The organism is Dellaglioa carnosa, from assembly GCF_026948345.1.
GTDB classification, from domain to species: domain Bacteria; phylum Bacillota; class Bacilli; order Lactobacillales; family Lactobacillaceae; genus Dellaglioa; species Dellaglioa algida.
Genome location: NZ_JANXLI010000003.1, coordinates 61,940 through 85,050, shown reverse-complemented (window position 1 = coordinate 85,050; position 23,111 = coordinate 61,940). Strand labels below are relative to the sequence as shown.

21 protein-coding genes and 1 pseudogene are annotated in these 23,111 nt (G+C 36.2%); 6 read left to right on the top strand and 16 right to left on the bottom strand.

The window, feature by feature from the left end; genetic code table 11:
• Positions 1-11: 11 nt before the first annotated feature.
• The 6 genes from N0K80_RS05115 to N0K80_RS05090 all read right to left on the bottom strand — a co-directional run bounded on the left by N0K80_RS05115 (position 12) and on the right by N0K80_RS05090 (position 8,293).
• The gene (locus tag N0K80_RS05115) at positions 12-1,163 is read right to left on the bottom strand and encodes a CamS family sex pheromone protein (protein WP_269007471.1); all 1,152 of its coding nucleotides are present in this window, start codon (positions 1,161-1,163) and stop codon (positions 12-14) included.
• Between the two features lies 1 nt (position 1,164).
• Positions 1,165-3,195, bottom strand: coding sequence for an NAD-dependent DNA ligase LigA (gene ligA, locus N0K80_RS05110; RefSeq protein ID WP_269023995.1), 2,031 nt, complete (start codon positions 3,193-3,195; stop codon positions 1,165-1,167).
• A gap of 18 nt (positions 3,196-3,213) precedes the next feature.
• Positions 3,214-5,442: a DNA helicase PcrA gene (gene pcrA / locus N0K80_RS05105; protein ID WP_269023994.1), complete on the bottom strand. Its 2,229-nt coding sequence runs from the start codon at positions 5,440-5,442 to the stop codon at positions 3,214-3,216.
• A 145-nt stretch (positions 5,443-5,587) separates the two neighbouring features.
• Entirely contained in the window at positions 5,588-6,727 is a 1,140-nt protein-coding gene (locus N0K80_RS05100) for a 5-(carboxyamino)imidazole ribonucleotide synthase (RefSeq protein WP_269023993.1), read from the bottom strand.
• 139 nt (positions 6,728-6,866) lie between these two features.
• The gene (locus N0K80_RS05095) at positions 6,867-7,439 is read right to left on the bottom strand and encodes a xanthine phosphoribosyltransferase (protein WP_057974432.1); all 573 of its coding nucleotides are present in this window, start codon (positions 7,437-7,439) and stop codon (positions 6,867-6,869) included.
• Positions 7,440-7,615: 176 nt separating this feature from the next.
• Complete coding sequence (locus tag N0K80_RS05090; RefSeq protein WP_057974433.1) at positions 7,616-8,293, bottom strand: glycoside hydrolase family 73 protein; 678 nt, start codon at positions 8,291-8,293, stop codon at positions 7,616-7,618.
• A gap of 136 nt (positions 8,294-8,429) precedes the next feature.
• On the opposite strand from N0K80_RS05090, the gene N0K80_RS05085 reads away from it, so the two are divergent.
• The 3 genes from N0K80_RS05085 (at position 8,430) to N0K80_RS05075 (ending at position 10,593) form a co-directional block, all read left to right on the top strand.
• The gene (locus N0K80_RS05085; protein WP_269023992.1) at positions 8,430-9,407 is read left to right on the top strand and encodes a Gfo/Idh/MocA family protein; all 978 of its coding nucleotides are present in this window, start codon (positions 8,430-8,432) and stop codon (positions 9,405-9,407) included.
• A gap of 92 nt (positions 9,408-9,499) precedes the next feature.
• Positions 9,500-10,195: a DNA/RNA non-specific endonuclease gene (locus N0K80_RS05080; RefSeq protein ID WP_269023991.1), complete on the top strand. Its 696-nt coding sequence runs from the start codon at positions 9,500-9,502 to the stop codon at positions 10,193-10,195.
• A gap of 20 nt (positions 10,196-10,215) precedes the next feature.
• Complete coding sequence (locus tag N0K80_RS05075) at positions 10,216-10,593, top strand: hypothetical protein (RefSeq protein WP_269023990.1); 378 nt, start codon at positions 10,216-10,218, stop codon at positions 10,591-10,593.
• A 42-nt stretch (positions 10,594-10,635) separates the two neighbouring features.
• Here the strand turns inward: N0K80_RS05075 and N0K80_RS05070 are convergent, their stop codons facing one another.
• From N0K80_RS05070 to N0K80_RS05055, 4 genes are all read right to left on the bottom strand, one after another.
• Complete coding sequence (locus N0K80_RS05070; protein ID WP_269023989.1) at positions 10,636-11,292, bottom strand: HAD family hydrolase; 657 nt, start codon at positions 11,290-11,292, stop codon at positions 10,636-10,638.
• A gap of 12 nt (positions 11,293-11,304) precedes the next feature.
• Positions 11,305-11,895, bottom strand: a complete 591-nt coding sequence (locus N0K80_RS05065) for an ECF transporter S component (protein ID WP_269023988.1) — start codon at positions 11,893-11,895, stop codon at positions 11,305-11,307.
• A 144-nt stretch (positions 11,896-12,039) separates the two neighbouring features.
• Positions 12,040-13,008, bottom strand: a complete 969-nt coding sequence (locus N0K80_RS05060; protein ID WP_057974438.1) for an AEC family transporter — start codon at positions 13,006-13,008, stop codon at positions 12,040-12,042.
• Between the two features lie 29 nt (positions 13,009-13,037).
• Positions 13,038-14,663: a malolactic enzyme gene (locus tag N0K80_RS05055; RefSeq protein ID WP_269023987.1), complete on the bottom strand. Its 1,626-nt coding sequence runs from the start codon at positions 14,661-14,663 to the stop codon at positions 13,038-13,040.
• A gap of 149 nt (positions 14,664-14,812) precedes the next feature.
• Between N0K80_RS05055 and N0K80_RS05050 the strand changes: the two genes are divergently transcribed.
• Entirely contained in the window at positions 14,813-15,697 is an 885-nt protein-coding gene (locus N0K80_RS05050) for a LysR family transcriptional regulator (protein WP_269023986.1), read from the top strand.
• A 52-nt stretch (positions 15,698-15,749) separates the two neighbouring features.
• Here the strand turns inward: N0K80_RS05050 and recA are convergent, their stop codons facing one another.
• The 3 genes from recA to N0K80_RS05035 form a co-directional block, all read right to left on the bottom strand.
• Positions 15,750-16,913: a recombinase RecA gene (recA, locus tag N0K80_RS05045; RefSeq protein ID WP_112250585.1), complete on the bottom strand. Its 1,164-nt coding sequence runs from the start codon at positions 16,911-16,913 to the stop codon at positions 15,750-15,752.
• A 217-nt stretch (positions 16,914-17,130) separates the two neighbouring features.
• A complete protein-coding gene (locus N0K80_RS05040) occupies positions 17,131-17,556 on the bottom strand; it encodes a MarR family winged helix-turn-helix transcriptional regulator (protein ID WP_057974442.1) in 426 nt (141 codons plus the stop codon).
• 170 nt (positions 17,557-17,726) lie between these two features.
• The gene (locus N0K80_RS05035; protein WP_269023985.1) at positions 17,727-18,032 is read right to left on the bottom strand and encodes a rhodanese-like domain-containing protein; all 306 of its coding nucleotides are present in this window, start codon (positions 18,030-18,032) and stop codon (positions 17,727-17,729) included.
• A gap of 136 nt (positions 18,033-18,168) precedes the next feature.
• Between N0K80_RS05035 and N0K80_RS05030 the strand changes: the two are divergent.
• A pseudogene (locus N0K80_RS05030) lies at positions 18,169-18,654 on the top strand (restriction endonuclease subunit S); the annotation flags it as partial.
• A complete protein-coding gene (locus N0K80_RS05025) occupies positions 18,643-19,305 on the top strand; it encodes a restriction endonuclease subunit S (protein ID WP_269024052.1) in 663 nt (220 codons plus the stop codon). The pseudogene N0K80_RS05030 and the gene N0K80_RS05025, both read left to right, overlap by 12 nt.
• Before the next feature lie 58 nt (positions 19,306-19,363).
• Here the strand turns inward: N0K80_RS05025 and N0K80_RS05020 are convergent, their stop codons facing one another.
• From N0K80_RS05020 to N0K80_RS05010, 3 genes are all read right to left on the bottom strand, one after another.
• Positions 19,364-20,293, bottom strand: coding sequence for a site-specific integrase (locus N0K80_RS05020; RefSeq protein ID WP_269023984.1), 930 nt, complete (start codon positions 20,291-20,293; stop codon positions 19,364-19,366).
• A gap of 83 nt (positions 20,294-20,376) precedes the next feature.
• Positions 20,377-21,519, bottom strand: a complete 1,143-nt coding sequence (locus N0K80_RS05015) for a restriction endonuclease subunit S (RefSeq protein ID WP_269023983.1) — start codon at positions 21,517-21,519, stop codon at positions 20,377-20,379.
• Positions 21,516-23,111 carry a type I restriction-modification system subunit M gene (locus tag N0K80_RS05010; RefSeq protein WP_269023982.1) on the bottom strand — a complete coding sequence of 532 codons (1,596 nt, stop codon included), beginning with the start codon at positions 23,109-23,111 and terminating at the stop codon, positions 21,516-21,518. The genes N0K80_RS05015 and N0K80_RS05010 overlap by 4 nt, the downstream gene beginning before the upstream one ends.

Below are 23,111 nucleotides of genomic sequence, written 5' to 3'. Positions count from 1 at the left end.
TGGTTTTATTTTTAATAACTGGTAAATACATGCGTATAGTATGAACTATCCTTAGCCGATTTGGCAAGGAAACTTTGGATTGTTCCATCACTACCCTTAACGGTAATGTCAATTGGAATCCCAGAAGCTAGATATTTTGCAGCGGTTGTTGCTAAGTACTGCGTAAAACTAACAATCTCAGTTTCACTGTAAAATTGCGAGGTAATATTAATGTGCATCCCCGTGATTGCTTTATTTTTGTATTGAACTTGTGCCGTCACACCCGCTAAATTGGGAAAGAAACTCTGAACTTCTGTCTTGAAATTCGTAAATGTCGTTTCATCATTTGTGTTGGGTGTTGTTGCCGATGACGTTGTTGGGAATGTGTAACTTGTGATTGAAACGTCTTTCCAACTATCTATGGTTGTTTTACCATTTTTATTCACGGCGTACGCGTAGAAACTACCACCAACTAAACTATCATTTGAAGCTTGCTTATACATTGCAACCATGATGGGAATGTTATCGCTAATTCCTTTTGTCTTACGAAGACGAGCAACTACTTTGTTTGCCGCCTCCTTACCTTTTTCTTTCATTGTGGCATCAGATATTTCAGTCTTGTATTGCGCACCATATTCTTCTTTTTGGTAATAATCGACCGAATTCATCCCAATACCTAAAGATATACCTGCAAGAGTCATTTTGTTATCTTTTTTTGTCATAAAGTCTTGTTCTTCAAGTTGTTGAACGTACATTGGATTACGTTCTGTTTCACCCGTTTTGCCATTATCTTTAGGATTTAACCCCTCACTATTTGAACCAGATTCGCGTGATAGCCAGCTTTGAACGGTTGCTTTTGATAGGTATTGACCTTCTTGAAATATATAATCGTTAGTTGCAAATTGACCTTTTGATAAATCTAATAAACCAGATTCAAAACTTTTCAAATTCAAAACATTCTCATTTTGTGTTAATGCCACGCCTCTTGACTTACTCGTCAAGTATTTACCGCTTTTAATAACACCTTCATAATTACTATCACTTGTTTGTCCAGTTGTCTGGTACCCTGAACTCGAGTTATTTTTAGAAATACCTGATGCACCTGATGATGATGCAACGTTGCCACACGCTGCTAAAATGATCAGTGAGAAACTCAGCATAAGTCCAAGTTTAATTTTTTTCATGTTATGCTCCTTCCATAATCGAAATGAACTTTTGTTCATCCCAGATTTCAATCTCTAGTTGCTCGGCCTTCGTTAATTTACTTCCGGCATCATGTCCGGCAACTAATAAATCCGTATTTTTTGAAACACTACCTACGACGGAAGCGCCGTGTGCTTCAAGCCATTTCTTAGCATCATTGCGTTTCAATTGGTCAAGGGTTCCCGTTAGGACAACTTTTTTACCCATCACAGGGCTTCCCTCAGCCACTTCTGCAATTTCTTCAGCTGTTCGGCCTAAAAAGGTTAAATTAACTTGCGCACTATCTAATTCGGCTATCAATTCATGAACCTGTTCATTTGCAAAATACGTCACAAGGCTGTCAGCAATGACTTGTCCAATCGAATCAATTGTTAAAATTTCTTCAGCTGTCACGGTCATTAACTGATGAACTGTTTTAAATTCGGCTGAAACTAAACGTGCCGCCTTAGCACCAACATGTCGGATACCCAGTCCAAACAACAAACGTTCCATGGAATTTTGTCGACTGTTATCTATGGCCTGCAATAATTTATTAACAGATTTTTCTTTAAAATTATCTAATGTTAATAACTGATCCGCAGTTAGTTGGTACAAACCCGCAACATCCGTAATTAACTTAGCTTCAAATAATTGTTCAACAATCTTAGGTCCGAGTCCATCAATGTTCATTGCATTTCGAGAAGCAAAATGAGCTAAACTTTCTTTGATTAAGGCAGGACACTTTGGATTAATACAGCGCAATGCAACTTCTTCATCCAAATGAACTAATAATGCATCACAAACGGGACAATGTGTTGGTAATTCGTAATCAACGCTATCGGCTGGACGTTCGCTCAAAACAACTTCAGATATTTCTGGAATGATATCTCCGGCCTTGTGTAACATGACAGTATCGTTAATCCGAATATCTTTTTGTTTAAGTAAATCACCATTATGCAGAGATGCCCTAGAAACCGTTGTTCCAGCCAATTTTACTGGATTCATAATTGCCGTTGGCGTCACAACACCCGTTCGACCAACCGTCCATTCAATGTCTAAAACAATTGTTTCCTGCTCATCGGGAGGAAATTTGTAAGCAATTGCCCACTTTGGTACTTTAACCGTATTCCCAACTTCATCATGAATCGCAAACAAGTTAGCCTTCAGTACAATACCATCAATATCGTAAGATAAATCATGGCGTTTCGCTTGGTATTCAGCAATATATGCCGATATCTCCGTCATATTGTTAGTCACGCGCGACTCGTTATTTGTTCTAAAACCAAGTTTGGTTAACCGTTCTAAAGCTTCACTTTGCGTTTTTACGTTTAATTGTTCTGGATTAACCAAATAATAAATAAAAGTACTTAATTGGCGTTGTGCTGTTTCGGACGTATTTAATTGACGCAAGCTGCCTGCCGCTGCATTCCGTGGATTAGCAAAGGTTGCTTCCCCAGCTTCTTCACGTCGTTTATTTAATGCAATAAATGCTTTTGTTGGCATATAACACTCACCACGAACCTCAAGTGAAATAGGTTCTGTCAATGTTAACGGAATAGATTTAACTGTTTTAAGATTCTCAGTTATATCTTCTCCAATTGTCCCATCCCCACGAGTTGATCCTTTAATAAATACACCATTTTCATACGTTAATGAAATTGCTAATCCATCGATTTTAAGTTCAGCGTTATAGCTAACTTCAGACTCAACCGATTTTTGTAATCGTTGGTCAAATTCAGAAAGCTCTTCAATGGAAAAAACGTCCCCCAATGACAGCATCGGAATCTCATGTGTTACTTTTTCAAATCCAGGAAGTACTTGTCCACCAACTCGTTGCGTCGGTGAGTCGGGTGTCACTAAACTCGGAAAGGCTTGCTCAAGTTCCGTTAGCTGCCGGTAACTTTCATCATAGACATGATCTTCAACCGTTGGCTGATCAAGGACATAATATTGACGCGTCCATTCGATTAAATCAGTTCTCAATTGATTAATTCTATGAGTTGCTTCTTCTAATGTTGTCTCTTGATTTGACAAACTTGAACCCTCCCTTATTTAGTCAACTTTTTTTGTAATGGGCGCAAATGCTGTTAATAAGCGTTTAATCCCCTGTTCTTTGAATGCGATATCTAATTCAGCATCGGATCCAGAACCCGAAACTTTGACGATTGTCCCAGTTCCCCAAGCCTTATGCTCAACTTTTTCACCAATTCGCCAAACAACTGAATCTGCCCCTGTTCCATTATCACGTTCAATCGTTTTAGCAGGACGACGATAGGTCGTGGCCGTTGCACGTTGATTTGAAAATGACGAGCGACCACTTGATGGTGCCGCCATTTGATTGTCTAATTCAAGCAATGAATCATCGATTTCACCAATAAAACGTGATGCCTGATTACTTTGACGACGACCATATAACATTCTTGAATAAGCATTAGTTAAGTATAATTTACGTTCTGCACGTGTGATACCTACATAGGCCAAACGACGTTCTTCCTCAAGTTCATCATCTTCTAACATGGCACGAGAAAGTGGGAAAATCCCCTCTTCCAATCCCATTAAAAAGACAACTGGAAATTCAAGTCCTTTTGCAGCATGTAAGGTCATTAACGTCACTTCTTCAGGCTCTTCCGCAATGTCATCTTGTGCGGAAACCAAAGCCAAGTCGGCTAAGAAATCAACATACCGGTCACTGTCATCTTCTTCAGCTTCCCAGCGGTCATCAAATTGTTGCGTCACAGATAAGAATTCCTCGACGTTTTCAAGTCGTGTTTCGTTCTCAATTGTTTTTGTTTTTTTCAAACTAGCTTCGTAGCCAGATTGTTTTAAAATTTCTTTGGTTAATTCAGTTACGTTTAAGAACTCACGCATTTTTTGCAGTCCACGGATCATGACGGCAAACTCTTGAAGCGATTTCCCAGCTTTACCAGAGATATTAGCAAGTGCTGAATTTTCAGCACCTTCAAGCATTGTCCAATTATTCATCTCTGAAAATTCACGTAATTTATCAACACTACTTGCACCAATTCCACGTTTTGGCACGTTCACAACACGATCAAAACTCATCGAATCCTGATCGTTAGCAATTAACCGAATATAACCTAAGATATCTCGGATTTCTAGACGTTCATAGAACTTATGTCCACCAACCATTTTGTAGGGAACATTAGATTTTAGGAACGTTTCTTCGATTACACGTGACTGCGCATTCGTTCGATATAAAATGGCAAAATCGCCATAGTTTAAATGGTTTTCTTTAATTTGTTCTTGGATTTTTTCAACCACATAATGTGATTCATCGTTTTCACTTTGACCACGGTAATAAGAAATTTTCTCACCGGCTTTATTGTCGGTCCAAAGGCTCTTATCACTCCGGTTTGTATTGTTTCCGATTACTGAGTTAGCTGCGTCTAAAATTGTTTTTGTTGAACGATAATTTTGTTCCAATTTAACGACAGCGGCATTCGGATAATCTTTTTCAAAGTTCATGATGTTATCCATGTTCGCACCACGCCACCCGTAAATACTTTGGTCCGCATCCCCGACAACACAGAGATTTTTGAAACGTTCAGCTAACATATTAACTAATGTATACTGTGCTTCATTTGTATCTTGGTATTCATCAACATGAATATATTGAAATTTATTTTGGTAGAAAGTTAACGTTTCTGATTTTTCTTTAAATAAGCGAATCGTTAACATAATTAAGTCATCAAAATCAACGGCTTGATTTGAACGTAATTCTCTTTGGTATGCCGTGTAAACTTTGGCAACCATTTGTTCAAACATGCTCGCAGCACGTTCAGCATATTCCGTTTCTGTTAGTAAATCATTTTTGGCATTCGAAATAGCACCCAAAAATGATCTTGGCGTAAATTTTTGTGGATCAATGTTCTGTTCTCTTAAAATACGTTTTACTAAAGTCGTTTGTTCACCAGTATCGGTAATCGAAAAAGCACGATTATAACCAATTTGGTCAATATCGCGTCTTAAAATACGGACACAAAGTGCATGGAAAGTTGAAACCCAAACATCTTCAGCACCTTTATCAAGCAACTTGTTAACACGTTCGCGCATTTCTTTCGATGCTTTATTTGTAAACGTAATGGCTAAAACGTTCCACGGGTTTACCCCTTTTTCTTCAATTAAATAAGCAACGCGATGCGTTAATACCCGCGTTTTTCCACTTCCGGCTCCGGCCATAATTAAAAGTGGTCCTTCAGTTTGTAGGACAGCTTCTTTTTGTTTGTTATTCATTCCGTTCAGTAAGCTTTCAGTAGTCAAATTAGTCAACCCTCTCTATAAATCAGTCATTATTTATTATAGCAAAAAAACGTCTTAACTTCTTTAATTTTTGTTTAATAAATACCCGTATTAGTCCATAAAAAAGGATGAATCACTTTGAATCGATTCATCCCCTCATTTATATTTAATTTATTGGTTCTTTTTTATCCCAGATACCCGTATCTTCAATTTGGTTTAATGCTTCACGAACTGAATCAGACTGTACTAAAATATGACCAGCACGTTCCAATTTATGATTTTCTGGGTAACGATAGAAATGATAATACCAGTTATTTTTAAGAACCCACTGCGTCTTCAAATCAGCACGTTCTTCTTCTTTTAATGACACCATAACGGTCGGCGCGAGAAATTTAACTTTTGATAATGGTAACCCACAAATTGCACGTAAATGTTGTTCGTACATTGTAACGTTAGTCGCCTTATCGAATACGTAACCCGATTGGTGCATGGCCGGTACAATACGTTTCACATAAATCGTACCAGATTTCGTAACAAAAAAACCGATTTCTAATGCGCCAGCGTAATCCAAGTTCTCCGTAATTTTAATGGCAATTTTATGGATTTCAGCAGAAATTTCAGAATCTAGATTAGCCGGTACAATTGATTGGTGTAATCTATGATCACGATATTTATTTTCCACCGCTGGAAAGAAATTAATTTCTTTCCCATTCTTAATCAACACCATTGAAATCTCTTGCTCATAAGGAATCCATGACTCTAAAATATAAGTCCCACGTTCAACTAAATAAGCCGCATCCGAAATATCGGCTTGGGTTTTAAGCACGCTTTGGTAACTCTTGCCAAATCCCTTTTGAATGGGTTTTAAGACACTCGGGTACCCGATTGAAAGCACTGAATTATAGACGTCTTCAAGCGATACAATTGTCTCAAAAGGCGGGATATTAACATTTATTTGATCAAAAAAAGCTCTTTCTAACAAACGATCTTGTACAATTTCTAGTGCGTCATATTGTTGGGGAACGTAAGTATATTTTGAAATGTATTCAATGACTTCAGAGCTGACATGTTCAGACTCATACGTCACTACATCTGCTCGTTCGGCAAATTCTTTCAATTTATCTTTATCGTTCATCTTACCCACAACGGAATAATCCGCTAATTGAAGCGTTTCGCTGACTTCATTTTGACTATATGCTGCGATTTTGAATCCTAAATTTCTTGCAGCCATGGCCAACATTGCGCCCGTTGGACTATCACCAATTATTCCTAAAGTACTTCCAGGAAAGATAACTTTTTTCTCCACTATATGTTCACTACTTTCTACTTTGGCTTTATACTCTTAATCATACTGGTATCATGTGGGGCAAGCAAGGTTTAACCTTCTTTATTTAACAAATTTATAAGAAAATAAAAAGAACGCATTTTGCGTTCTTTTAGTCAATTTAATCTTCAAAATGAACTTGATCACCATCGAATGATGAGATTTTAGCGAGTGCTTCTAAACGCACGCCGCGTTTATGAATTAATTCGGCACCTTTTTGGAATGATTTTTCAATCACAATTCCAATTCCAGCAATCTCTGCTTTAGCTTCGTCACAAATTTTAAACAACCCTTCAGCTGCTTGACCATTTGCCAAGAAATCATCAATAATTAAAACACGATCATTTTCGCCTAAAAATTTATTGGCAACGGCAATCGTATTTTCAACTTTCTTTGTGTACGAGTAAACAGAAGCAGAATATAAGTCATTTTGCATGGTAATACTCTTATTCTTACGTGCAAAAACAACGGGCACATGGAATTGTAAACCAACAAATACGGCAGGTGCAATACCTGATGATTCAACCGTCAAGATTTTAGTGATTTTTTCATCCTTAAATAACTTAGCAAATTCTTTACCCATTGCCATCATTAAATCGGGATCAACTTGATGATTCAAAAATTGGTCAACCTTCAATACGTCTCCTGGTAATACAATGCCATCCTGCATAATTCTGTCTTCTAAAAGTTTCACGTGGGTTACGCTCCTCTTGTTATTATATTTTTTTGGGTATAAAAATAGCTTTTTCACTTCGGTAATAAGTAAAAAAGCTACATTCCGGTTTTGAATGACTTAAGAATAACACAAAATGAGGATAAATTCAATTTGAATCCGCTCATTTATCGTTATTCTACTTGCCATAGACCCATTTATTTATCGTATTGATCTAAATTATATTGTTTAATAATATCTGTTAATTTAGTACTGTAATCATTATCTGTTGCATACCCATCAACAACCAATGCCGCTGCGGCATCTTCGTATGTTGCTGCCGATAAAACGTCCGCAAATTGTGTCTTATTCCATGTATTTCCATTTGCTAACAGTTTTGAATGAGACATAATTGCCTCATCCCAGTCTTTGAACACAATAAACTTAGCAGTAACTGTTTTCCATGTACCATCTTTTTCTTGTTCTTTAGTTTTAAAGTCTTTGGCGCGTGCACCAGTTCCTTTAATACCAAATAGGTTATTGTAGTCCTTAGCTAGTGAACTTGTGCCCCAATCCGATTCTAAGATAGCTTGCGCAATTGTGATACTAGCAAATACTTTATATTGTTTACGCATTTTTTGTGCTTCGGGCGCAACTTTTTTAATAAATGCTTGTTTTTTAGCTGCTTCGGCTGCTTTTTTAGCTGATTCACTGGCTTCAATTTTTGAAGTTGATAATGATGTTGCAATCGATTCATCACGCGCAACATTTTTTTTATGAACATTCATTGAAACGACCACTGTAATGATCCCCACAATTAGAATTAAAACGATAATATTTGCAACTTGAATTTTCCCATTCTTAACAAAAATTCCCCGTACATTTTTCTTTTTCATCAGTACACGTCCCCTATGCTTTTAATTGTTTCACTTATTTTACCCTAATTTTATCTTTAATACCATCGTATTTTTTCTCTTTTAAGTAAATCTCTGTTAAACTTAACCTATTCTTAAATGTGATAGGAGAGCAGTTATGACAAAAAATTTGAACTGGGGAATTATCGGACTCGGTAACATTGCCCACAGCTTCGCAACTTATTTTGATCAACCATTTGGTGACATTTATGCAGCAGGATCTCGTGATTTAGAAAAGGCGCAGACTTTTGCAAATGAATTTAATATTCCACATGCTTACGGTAGTTATGAAGACTTATTAGCTGACAATAAAATTGACATCGTTTACATTGCAACGCCTCACAATTATCACATTGAAACAATTCTAGCTGCACTTAATGCTGGTAAACATGTCTTGAGTGAGAAAGCCATTACGATGACGAGTGCTGAACTCAAGCAAGCGACTGATTTAGCTAAAGAAAAAGGTTTAATCTTACAAGAGGCAATGACCGTTTATCATATGCCGCTTTACCAAAGAATCATTGAAATTGCTGAAGAAAATAAACTTGGCAAATTAAAAATGGTTCAAGCTTCATTTGGTAGTTTTAAAGAACCAGATCCAACAAACCGTTTCTTTAATCCCAACTTAGCTGGTGGCGCATTATTAGATATTGGTGTTTACGCCTTATCTTTCGTTCGTCAATTCATGACAGCAACACCAGAAATCACGGGTTCAGCTATGAATTTATTCGAATCAGGTGTTGATGAATCTGAAACGATTAGTTTACGAAATGCTAACGATGAAATGGCAAATGTTTCATTAACTTTTAGAGCTAAAATGCCTAAAATAGGCATCGTTGCCTATGAAGGTGGCTATTTCACAGTTTATGATTATCCTCGCGCTAACAAGGCAACACTTGTGTTTGCGGATGGTTCAGTCAAAGAAATTATAGCTGGCCATTCAAAACAAGCAATGAATTATGAAATTAAAGACGTTCAAGATATGGTCTCTGGCGAATTAGATCCAAAACCATTCTTAGAAAAAACAGTTGATGTCATGTCAATCATGACGCAAGCGCGTGAACAATGGAACTATAAATATCCATTTGAAAAATAAATTCGATCAAAAAAGTTACCAACATAAATTGTTGATAACTTTTTTTAATTCCATGCTACACTAAAAGAAAAAGAGTTGGAGTTAACTATTATATGAAACGAAAAAAACGTGTCATCCAAAATAAAACGCGAAATTATCTGATAGGACTTGTAGTCATTATCGTCCTCTCACTTTTTGGTAGTAAATTACCTAGTTCTGTTAAAGATTTGTTACAAACAAATGACCACCAAACTTCAACAACCGTTAAAAAAGGGTCAGGAACAGCAAATACAAGCTCCATTAATAGCAATAAAGCTGTTAAAGGAATTATCGACAATAAGAATCCGACATTTTCAAAAAGTGATCTGTCAGACTCTTCAAGTGGTTGGATTAAATATGGCGCATTAGATTCACTTGGCCGTGCAACACAAGCGAATGCACTTTTAGTTAAATCATTGGCATCTCGAGGAACATCCGCTGACCCTGCAATCCGACCAACTGGTTTCGTTTCTGGTCAATCACCCTACAATCATTCTCGCGGCCATTTAATTGGTCGCCAATTAGGCGGTAGCGGTGATAAGAGAGAAAACTTGGCAACATTATATCAAAATCCTGTCAATACGCCTTACATGACTAAATACGAAAATGCAGTTCGCGCAGCAGTCGATAAAGGTGATCATGTTCGTTATCAAGTCACACCTATTTTTTCCGGTAAATCACTTTTTCCAAAAGCGATACAAATGCAAGGAAAAAGTACAACTTCTTGGGGAAATATCAATTTTAATGTTACCATCCTAAACAAACGTTAAGTCAAAGGAGTGTGGTATTCATGTTCACAGAATTAAAAAATCAATTAAGCGATTTGGCGCCACAAACACTGCAACAATTATTAATAGACAAAAATATTCGCCAAACAAATGACGGGTACATTCAGTTTCCCGGTCGTTCGCTACAAACCCAATTTCAAGAAACAATGAATTTTTTAAAAACACCGGATACTATTTCTTTGAACTGGGATGATGTTTGCATTTTAGGTCAAACAATCGATGGTGATTACTTGGCCGGTGATCAAAATGAAATGACTTTTTTCATCCCTAGTAGCTTGCTCGCGGATGATACTGAAATTCACCAAATGTCCGTCATCGATGCGTTAATCGCATTGGAGTCAGGTAACTCAGACTCTCATATTATTTCTAAATTCAATTAAAAAAGTTGTTAACAACGGATTTTCTCGCTGTTAGCAACTTTTTTATTTTTTAATGAGTGTTACCAAATCAGTTAAATCCGGCAATTCTAAGTAAGGAGCCTCTTGTTCAAATCCTTGCTTTTGATCACGATTTATCCAGATCTTTGACCACCCTAGTTTTGTTGCAGGGACAATATCCCACCAATAACCTTTAGCAATGTGAACATGATTATCATTTGTAAATGCCAGTTTTGCTTGCACCTGTTTAAAGAAATTTAAATCTGGTTTATAACAATGCATATCTTCGGCTAAAAACACACCATCAACTACGCCATCAAATTGTTCCGAATGTTTATCCATAAATCGATGCATCGTATTAGACATCAAATAGATTTGATGTCCTTGTTCCTTTAACTTCTTTAAGGCTGGTAAAACATCAGGATGTAATTTAAAGTTAAAATGAATTGCAATAAGATTATCATATTCACCTTTAAAAAAATCCGTTTTAAGTTCAAAATCACAATACTCTAAAATCTGTTTTAAAATTTGATCATAATCCTGGTATGGTTCACCATACATTAATCGATCCTCATACATCGTAAATATGTCTCTTGCATGTTGTCCATCAACACCGTGTTCTTTTGCCACTTTTTCAATATACTCATAAATAATGTCACTATTCAATAATGTTCCATAACAATCAAATGTTAAAACACTCATCGCTCACTTCACCTAACCTTTTCGAACTAATTTTTGTAACGGTGCTGCAATCAGTGGCGCGACAACCCCCGCTAAAATCATTTCTGGCACACCATTTGTAACAACTAATCCCATAATGTAAGGTAATAATTGTCCCATATCAACTTTATAAAAGTTAGCTGCTTGCCCATGGTACAACAAGTAAATCAGTCCTAACACTAAAACAGTATTAACTAATGAACCTAAGACAGAAGCAATGATCATCGCCAATGTCTTATTTTTCCACCATTTATATATGAAGTAGAAAACTACTGCCGTAACGATACCAATCAAAATTCTTGGCACAATTGATACAATTGGATTGGTGAACACAATTGGCGCAATTGGACTTGTTGGTGATACAAAAGCTCTAATAAAAGTAATTAATCCCCAAACGCCACCGACAAACGCACCATCCTTCCAACCCAATACCAACGCGGCAACGATAACTGTGATATGAATGGTTGTAATACTCAGTGGTCCAACTGGAATATACCCGAATAATGGCACAAAATTCTGAACGATAACAATCGCAATAAATAGCGCTAGAATACTCATATGATACGTTTTATTATTAGTTTTCATGTTTTTACTCCTACAATTTTAATGGGTCTCACTAATGCTCCTTCATTATAACTGATTTACTTGTTGTTGCCATTAATATGCAAAAAAATAGTGCATCAATGATTATGGAGGTCATCATCAATACACTATTTGAATACTTAAGTCTTACATAAATGAGATAAGTGTCGTTAAAATTGGGACAACGATGATAAATAGAATTGTACTTGAAGTCACAATATTCGTTGCATACTTAACGTCCCCATGTGCTTCATTAGCCAAGATTGGTAATACAGCTAACATAGGTGTAGCTGATTGAATAATCAACGTTTTTTGTAGCAATGGTGCTAAATCTGCACCAGTTAAGTGTGTCCCTAAAAGGATAACAGTAATCAAAATGATTGGTGATAAGACGAAACGTCCTAATAAAGCAACGATTGTATCACGATCAAATCTGATACTCTTCAATCCGGCCTTAGCTAACACAATACCAATATAGATCAATGACAATGGTGTAACCAATCCACCAACATAACCTAATGTTTGGCTAATAAAATCAGGAACTGGAATTGCAAGAATCAAGAAAATCAAAGCAACAATGAAACCAACAAGTGGCATTGGGATAACTTTTGCCCAGTTAATTTTCTTTTTCGTTTTGTCTGATTTATCTTTTGTTGGATCATCATTTGAAATTAAGAAAACACCAAATGCCCATGTTGATACTGTATTAATAATATAGTAAACAAGGAAATATGAGATACTCTTTTCGCCAAACAAAGCAACGTTTAAAGGTAAACCAATAAAGATTGTATTTGCATTAACAACAGCATTCATGAAAATACCACGACGACCTGGTCTGATGTTCAAAATATGAACAAGTGCCCATGCAATTAAGTAACCAATAATAACAGCGATTGCTGGGTAAAGTAAACTACCTGACAAGGCAACCAATTGATCACGTTTTAAAAATTTTAAAACAGAAACGAAAATTGATGCGGGTAAAGCAATTTTAGTAATTAATGATGAGATATTGCCACCAAATGAATCGGCGAACCATCCTTTAACTTGTAAAATATAACCAAGTAACATCATCAAAACAACAACTAAAACACTTTGAATTGATTGGAAAAATACCATAATTAATTGTCCTTCTCTCTACACTTTTTTTAGTACTTAGGAGTCCATTTCATATCTGCAACAGCTTTTTTAACATCCGTAATTGCTTCTTTGTTTAATTTTTGGTCGACGACACTTTGGGCAACGACTTCAGCAATTGTTTGTGAAAATTCTGCTAAATGTGTCACTGGTGGCAATACAGCAGCACCAACGGCTGTCGTATCAACGATTCCACCTAAAGCATGACTAGCTTGTGATAAGATTTCGCCATTAACTCTTGAAGACGTTGAAGCGATGATACCAAATCCAAGACCTGGGTACATAAGTGCATTATTCGCTTGACCAATTTGGTAAGTAACACCTTTATATTCAACGTTATCTGCTGGAATACCAGTAGCAACTAATGCTTTACCGTCAGTCCATTCAATCAAATCTTCAGCTTTAGCTTCTGCTAATTTTGTAGGGTTTGATAATGGGAAGATAATTGGACGTTCAACATGTGAAGCCATATCTTGAACAATTTCTTTCGTAAATGTACCAGGTTGTGTTGATGTACCAATCATAACAGTTGGTTGAACAGCTCTAACAACTGCTTCTAAAGTTGTTAATTCATCAGCATTAGCGAATTCTGAACGTTTATGCGTGAATTCTTTTTGGCCAGGTGTTAAGTCTTCTGTATCATCGAACAATAACCCTTGTTTGTCGACTAAGAAGAAACGTTTGCGAGCATCTTCTTCTGAAACACCAGCGCGTTTCATTTCATCCATAATTTGGTTAGCAATACCAACACCGGCAGTACCAGCACCATAAGTAACGATTGTTTGGTCGGCAATTGAGCCTTTAGTGATACTTAGAGCACCTAAGATACCAGCTAAAACAACAATCCCTGTTCCTTGAATATCATCGTTAAATGTTGTGATATCATTTTGGTATTTTTCAAGAATATTAGCAGCATTTGAGCGACCAAAATCTTCCCAATGTAATAATAATTCTGGGAACAAACTCTTTGTACTTTGAACAAAACCATCAACGAAGTCATAGTATTTGTCGCCAGTTACACGAGCATGTTTGTTACCAAGGTATAATGGGTCATTCATCAATGTTTCATTATTTGTACCGGCATCAATAGAAACGGGTAATACTTGTGAAGGATCGATTCCAGCAGCAGCTGTATAAACCATTAATTTACCGATTGCGATATCAACACCGTTGACACCCCAGTCACCCATACCTAAAATTCCTTCGGCATCAGTTACAACAACTAAACGAATATCACGGCCAGCAGCAGCGTTTTTCAAAGTTGCTTCGATATCTTCTGGATGATCGATTGATAAGAAGGCAGCATTTTGTGGGTTAACGTAGATTTCATTGTATTGTTCGATTGAGTCAGCAACAACTGGATCATAAACAACGGGCATGAATTCAGCAACATGCTGTCCCATTAAATAGAAGAATAACGTGCGGTTTTCGTTGAATAATTCCATTAAGAAATGGCGTTTTTCAAGACCTGATTCTTTACTTAAATATTGTGCATAATTTTGTGTAGCTTGTTCTTCGATTGTTTGAACTTGGGCTGGCAACATACCAACAAGTCCTAATTCACGACGTTCTTCCATTGTAAAAGCTGTTCCTTTATTTACAAATGGGTTATTTAACATATCTTGTGCTTTTGTCATAATTGATTCCTCCATTTATTTATCTGTATTTAGTTTTCTCTGTTACTTACAAGAGCAAGGATACACCCCACTAAAAATTATAGTCAAACATATGCTATACTATAAATATTATTTATATGACAATTAAAAAAGCCTATTTCAAGGGGATTATGATGAATATTAGAGATTTAGAATATTACCAACAAATAATTAATTTAAGAAATTTTTCAAAAGTTGCTAATTATTTTTCAGTAAGTCAGCCCACAATTACAACTTCTATGAAACGGTTGGAGGCAGAACTCGAAACAACCTTAATCATTCGTGACCAATCACATCGGCAAGTTTTATTCACGCCTAGCGGAGAACAATTTGCTGAACACGTTAATATAATTCTAGGGGAATTGAAAATTGCGAACCAAGAGATTGAACAACTTAAAAATGAACGCGTTCGCTTTGGTCTACCCCCTATTATAGGAACCTACTATTTCCCACAGATTGTGGGCAACCTTTTCAAAACGGGATTGATGGACCATCTTGATACTGTAGAAAATGGCTCACAAGTCCTACTTCACCAGTTAATAAATGGTTCCCTGGATATGGCTTTACTAGGGTCAGTTGAACCGATTGAAGATGATCGCCTAATAGTTAGGCATTTTGCGTCTAAAAATTTTAAGATTATTGTCAGTAAGGAACATCCGCTTGCCTCAAGAGAATCCGTTAAGTTTGCCGAACTTCGTAACGAAAAATTCATTATGCAAAATGAGGGTTTTGTTCATCCTATTGCATTTAAAGAACTAACTACTAAGAATCACTTTAAACCGAAAATCATTTATACAACAAGCGACAGTCAAATTATTAAAAAAATGGTTGCCGAAAATATCGGAGTTGGATTCTTAACAGAACTTGCCCTAGATCCTTCAGACAACTTAGTTGCACTACCCTTATCAGAACAAGATCAACCAAAATTTTTAATGTCACTTGTTTATCGTACGAGTCACATTTTGACACCAACCCAAGCAAAATTAATCGACGTTTTAATCGATCCTTCCATATAGTTAGAAACAAAAAGCAGCCCACATTTTAAATGCGGGCTGCTTTTTAATCTTATTAAGCTTCTGGTAAATCCAATGTTTCGATTTTTGAATCTAATACTGGGGCATCATCATCAGCTTTTTTTGCTTTTTTAGTCGTTTTCTTTGGCGCTGTTACTTCTTCTTTAACTTTTTTAGCAGGTTCTTCTTCAGGTGCAAATATTTTTGCACGAACTTCTTGATCCATTTCATGTAACATTTCAGGTTTTTGTTCCAAAATATTAACAACATTTGGTTTACCTTGACCTAAACGTTCACCATGATATGAGAACCATGAACCGGCTTTTTCAGCAATCCCATTTTCAACTGCAAGGTCTAAAATATCGGCTGTCGCTGAAATACCTGAACCATACATCATGTTTAATTCAGCAATCTTAAATGGTGGTGCGACTTTGTTTTTAACTACTTTAATCGTTGTTTCATTTCCGATGACATCAGTACCATCTTTAATTTGTCCGCGACGACGAACATCTAAACGGATCGTTGCGTAAAATTTCAAAGCGCGGCCACCTGGCGTTGTTTCAGGGCTACCAAACATAACCCCAACTTTTTCACGCAATTGGTTAATGAAAATAACCGTTGTTCTTGTCTTATTAATTGAACCGGCTAATTTACGGAGTGCTTGCGACATCATACGGGCTTGTAAACCAACATGAGCGTCACCCATTTCGCCTTCAATTTCGGCACGTGGCACTAGGGCTGCAACTGAATCAATAACAACAAGATCAACAGCGCCACTAGATACCAAGGCGTCTGCGATTTCTAATCCTTGTTCACCAGTATCTGGTTGTGATAATAGTAAGCCATCAATATCTACACCTAATGCTGTAGCATATGCAGGATCCATCGCATTTTCAGCATCGATATAAGCCACTGTACCACCATTTTTTTGCACTTCTGCAGTTGCATGAAGTGCAATCGTTGTTTTACCAGAACTTTCTGGTCCGTATATTTCAATAATACGGCCTTTAGGGAAACCACCTACACCTAATGCGTAATCCAACGATAAAATACCCGTTGAGTTAACATCAATCTTCGTATCGGCCTTGTCACCCATCTTCATGATAGCACCTTGTCCGAATTCTTTTGTAATTGCTGATAACGCTTTTTCTAATGCTGCTTCGCGTTCTTTACCGTCTTTTCTCTTACCGTCTCCGGTTGCAATACTTCTATTAGCCATAGTTAGTAACCCATCCTCTCAATAGTAGAACATCTGTTCGTTTCTCTTTACTTATCATACCCTATTCATTTTTATATCGCAAGCGTTAAATCATTTTTGCCAAAAATAAAAAGAACGATGTTATTATCGTTCTTCATAGGTATCGATCCATTAAATTATAGCTAATGCTTATTAATTAAGTACGCTATTTTTGCCAGAATAATTTATTATTATAAATTTATTCCATTGCTTCAATTTGATTAATTGTTTCTTTTAATACGCGTCTAAAAGTCGCTAGATCTTTACCCGTTACTTGTTCCTCTAGCTTACTTTCTAATTGATTCCAAAAATCGTTATCAACAGCCGTTAACTCTTTATATTTATCCGTTACAACCAGGTGAATCACCCGTTTATCTGAAACATCTGCCTTTTTCACTACTAACCCTAACATGATTAGCTTTTTTAAATGGTAATTCGTATTTGGTGTTGATTGATTCAACAATTTTGACACTCGTCCAATTGTTGGATTTTTTAACTGCTCAATCGCGTTCAAATAGTATATGTCAATTGTCCCCAGTTGCTTAATATCCATAAGCCCGTCTTGCTTCCCGTATAAGCTCAACAGCTGATTTAATTTATTAAAAGTTCCGCTTAGTTCAATCATCTTGACCCTCCTAATTTTACTCACGCTTAGTCCCCACCCAAAACAAAGCAAATAATCATCAATTTCTAATACTTAAACACTCATTTTAATTATTATAGAGTAAATAGAGGGGTACATACAAGTAATATGTCCCCCTCTCCGTTCTTAAATCATAAAAATCATGAAACCGTTTACCCCTCTGTAACTGTAGGACCTTGCCAGCTAAGCATTCCTCCGTATACATCGACCACGTTGTTTCCTTTTTCGTACAAAATATCAGCAGCCTGCGCACTACGTTGTCCTGATCGACAAATGATGTATGCTTTACCATTCAACTCATAATTATCAATTTCACCTAGTGGGACATTAATTGCATTCAGAATATGTTCTTCGGCAAATTCGTAATCTTCACGAACGTCAATAATCTGTGGATTTTCCGACAGTAATGCTTCAAGTTCCGTCGTTGTGATTGTTGGAATTTCATCTTCAAAGTTCATATTGGTTACCCCATTAATTTAGTTAGTATATTTTTATTATGTCATAGAAATTGATTTATGGCATTAGTATTGCGTTTTTTTGTAGACAACGTTTTGATTACTCGATGAAACGTTTAACTTTGACACATGGGAACAGCGTAAACTGGGAGATATCGTTACAGAAACTAAGCGGCCTATAAAAATGTATGACAATATAAACTACCAACTAGTAACTGTGAAACGACGAAATGAAGGGATCGTTTCTAGAGGCTTTTTTAAGGGAAAAGATATCTTAGTAAAAAATTATTACCAATTAAATTCTGGAGATTTCTTAATATCTAAACGTCAAGTCGTCCATGGAGCAACGGGGTTAGTTCCTGATCATTTAGATGGGGCAATCGTATCTAATGAGTACTTCGTATCAATCGAAAATGATAATATAACCACAAATTTCCTAACCATAATATCTAAACTTCCACAAATGTATAAGATGTTTTTTCTCAGTTCCTATGGGATTGATATTGAAAAACTTGTGTTTAACATAGCTGATTGGAAAAAAAGAATGATATATATTCCTAAAATTGACGAGCAAGAACAAATTGGAACGTTATTTAATAAATTAGATAACACTATCGCTCTTCATCAGGAGAAGGCTCTTACGCTTAGGAGAGCGAAAAAAAGTTTTCTACAGTCTCTTTTTCCGACAGCTCATAAGAGCGTACCCCAATTAAGGTTCACTAACTTCAAGGACAATTGGAATCAGCGAGAGTTAGGAGAGATATTTACTGAACGTTCTGATCGTAGTAGCATGGGTGAATTAATCTCAGTTACAATAAATTCAGGTGTAATCAAATCTTCAGAGTTAATCAGAAAAGATAATTCTAGTTCGAACAAATCAAATTATAAGATTGTTAAAAAAAATGATATTGCGTACAATTCAATGCGCATGTGGCAGGGCGCCAGCGGATACTCCGTTTATGACGGAATACTAAGCCCCGCATACACAGTAATTACGCCAAGGGAAGGAATAGACGCTGAATTATTCTCATTTCTGTTTAAAAGAAATGATATGATACAGATATTCCAAAAAAACTCGCAGGGTTTAACATCGGATACCTGGAATTTGAAATTCCCCACACTATCAAAAATAAAAATTAATGTTCCAGATAATCAAGAACAATTAACAATAAAAAAATTTTTGAAACACGTGGATATTATGATTACCCTTCAACAAACGAAAATCGATAAACTCCAAAAAATCAAAAAAGCTTACCTTCAAAAAATGTTTATCTAACACAAAAAAGATTGAATTCAGAAAATATAACTGGATTCAATCTTTTTCATTTTTACATTTACATTAAAGAAGCAAGGTGTTGCATAATTTTATCATTATCCTTGTTTTCTAATTCCTGAATAATATGCAAATAAGTTTCTTGCGTAGTCGTCATGCTGGAATGACCTAACCTTGTTGCAACGCTCGCAATCGATACTCCCGCAAATAAAAGTAATGATGCATGCGTATGCCTTAATCCATGAACTGTGATAACCGGACTATCAGCTTTTTCACAAAGTACTTTCAATCGATTGTTCACAGTTGAATTAAATACACGACTCTTCACAAAAATAGGTTCATCCGGATCCAATCCCTTAATCAACTGAGAAAATTGCATGGCCGTTTGCCAGTCGATTTGAATTTTCCGTTTAGAAGATTCATTTTTTGTCTCCTGAAATCTGCCGTGAGCTCGCTTATAGTTCCATGTTTTATTCACGGTTAATTTTTGTTTCGAAAAATCGAAATCGTTAGGCGTTAGTCCCAGTGCTTCAGAAAAGCGTAGTCCCGTTTTCGCAACTAATAGAATAAACCAATCCCAATTTATTTCGTCAGCCAAGTTCATTTCTCGAAACAACGCCTGAATTTCAAATTGATTGAGAAATTTTATTTTCTTCTCACTGGGTGCTCGTCCTTTAATAATAACTTTCCTAGTTGGATTTTTATCAATAATACCTTCATCTACTGCGTCCATAATGGATCCTTTTATTTGATGATGAAAATCCATCGTTGTTTGTCGTTCATGCGTAATCGCATACTCGTTCAATAATTCTTGATAACGTTGTCGATTCAATTCACCCATCTTTAACTTTGGTGCCAGTTCGACTAATCGTTGGGTTGTCATTCGATATTTTTGTAACGTAACCTGTCGTACCGCACCTACCTTGTATAATTCCACCCATTCTTCAAAATAATCGTAAAACAGTTGTTCCTTCTTTTTTTTGCTTACCATACAAAAAACCTCCTAAATTATAGTTGATGATTAAATCATCTTCTTTATTATTTAGGAGGTTAACGATTACTTCAAAGATAACGCTAGATAAACATTTTTTGAAGGTAAGCTTTTTTAATTTGTTGGAGTTTTTTGATTTTTGTTTGATGAAGAGCAATGGTATTATCTAGTTGCCTAAACAAGTATCCAATTTTCATCTGTTCTTCCTTGGTATCTGGAAATGGAAATTTCATTTTACTGAATTCGGATTTATTAACTATTTGCATAATACCGGAACTAGCAAATGATTTCATGGTGCGTGACCAAAGTTCTGACATTGTTAATAAAAAGTAGGAATCATTATTATTGTCAGGAACTATTCCATTTATTTGTTGATTAAAACTACCGGGTACTAATAACATTGTATTTTTTCCGATACTTGCAATACTTGTAACTAAAATGGTATTAGCTGGAACCATTCTTGAAGCTGATTCACCAACTTTTGATAGTTTTTTAGCGGTATTTATTGTCGTTTTTGAAATAATATCTGTTGGTGTAACCCAAGGTGACCCATTAGTTGAATAATTTTCACTTTTTAAAGTTGATGGGGTTGATCCAGTAATGATTTCACCGGTAGAGTCCAACTGACGCTGTTCCCAAGAAGAAGAAAAATTTGTAAATCGTAAAAAAGGTATCAACTGACCTCTTTTAGGAGTAATAACGTGTAATAGTCCTTGTTTTATTTTTTGAATTTTTTTTATCTTAAATTGATGAAGAGCGATAGTGGTGTCTAGCGTTCTTAATAATTCCCCAATTTTAGTTTGTTCAGTGATCTCAGGGACATTAATATCTATTTTTTCAATAGAATTTTTAGATAAACTTGGAACGCCAGTCTGTTCAGAATATTTTTTCCAATTTATTATATAAGTAATTTGTTGAATAAAGTTAAGCTTGTGATTGTTTAAGGGTGTTAAATAGAATAAAGTATCTACAGTCCAAAAAGGGGCACTAAGATATTGTGGTCTATCGATAGTACCTTTTCTGCCAATCCCTATTCCGTCTTGTTGGGATAGTTTGTCATCTACGCTTAACATGTATCCACCAGTTCCGTAAACCGGAATATTTCCACTGTGCAGGTGCTTGTAATCGCGGCCTGAGTTAACCTTTAGAATATCTCCCAATTTACGCTGTTCCCAATCGTCAGAAAACCCTTTAAACCGTATCTCGGGCGTCATTTTATCGCTCATTTGAATACCTCTTTTGTCGCTTCAATCAAGTCTTTTGTTTCGTCGGTCATGGCTAATTCATCCAGCATAGCTCGAAATTCTGCCTCTGATTTCTTAATTTCTGCATTCAAATCAACAAGTTCTTTACTAACTTGAATTAAGTCGATAGGTTCTTCTTCTTCAAAAGTATCCACATAACGTGGGATATTTAAGTTAAAATCATTTTCCACAATTTCGGCCAATTCCGCTTTATGCGCATATTTTTCAACATCTTCACGTTTTTGATATGTTGCAATGATCCTATCTACGTGCTCATTAGTTAAGTTATTTTGATTCTTCGCTTTTTCAAAATCATTTGACGCATCGATGAAGAAGATATCATCATTAGTCCGATTCTTTTTGAATACTAAAATAGTTGTTGGGATACTTGTGCCATAGAACAAATTAGCCGGTAAACCAATTACACCATCAAGGACATTCATTGATTCAATCATTTGTTTACGAATTAAGCCCTCACCGGCACCACGGAATAATACCCCGTGAGGTAGGACTACAGCCATCGTACCTTCTTCGGACAAATGGTAAAGCATCGTTTCAACAAAGGCAAAATCAGCCTTTGATTTAGGCGCTAATTTACCAAATGAACCAAAACGTGGATCATCATTCTTAGATGCATCGGCATTCCAGTTAGCTGAATATGGTGGATTTGCGACTACTGCATCAAATTTTTGATCGCCATATTTATCATTTTCCAACGTATCGCCTTGCTCAATATTGAAGTCATCAAAAGAAACGTCATGAAGAAGTAGATTCATGCGAGCTAAATTATAAGTTGTTCCATTCAATTCTTGACCCGCGTAATAGCTAACTTCGGCTTCATCCCCGACACGAAGTAACAACGAACCCGAACCAGCCGTTGGATCATAGACGTTACGTAATTTCTTTTTATCCATTGTGACCAATTTAGCTAAGATACTTGAAACCTTTTGTGGTGTATAGAATTCACCAGCTTTTTTACCAGCACTTGCCGCAAATTGGCCAATTAAATATTCATACGCATCCCCAAGAACGTCAATCTGAGTATTATCGTAGTCTGTTTCAATTGAATTAATTGAAAGCATTACTTTCGCAATCAAACCAGATCTAGCTGTTACCGAACTACCCAAACGAGTTGAACTCAAATCCATGTCGTCAAACAGATGGTCAAAATCTTGTTCTGAATCCGTTCCGATTGTTGAGCTTTGAACACGGTTTACCGCAATTTCTAAATGTTCAACAGAAAAGTTATTAGCAGATATTTCTTTAATCATATTAGAAAATAAATCTTCAGGTAATACGACATAACCAAGCGTATCTAACAATTCGGCGCGAACGTCTTCTTCCCCAGCTTCCGCAACCAATTCTTGATAAGTTGTTAATTCAGGATAATCTTCCAGTAAAGTGTCCACATATTTTGCTGTTTTTTGTGATAAATACCGATAAAAAATCATGCCAAGCAGATAATTCCTAAATTCACTGGCATCCATATTACTACGTAAATCGTTTGCGGCAGCCCAAAGTGCTTTTTGTAGGTTAGCCTGTTGTTGCTGTACAGTATCCGTATTTTCAGTCAT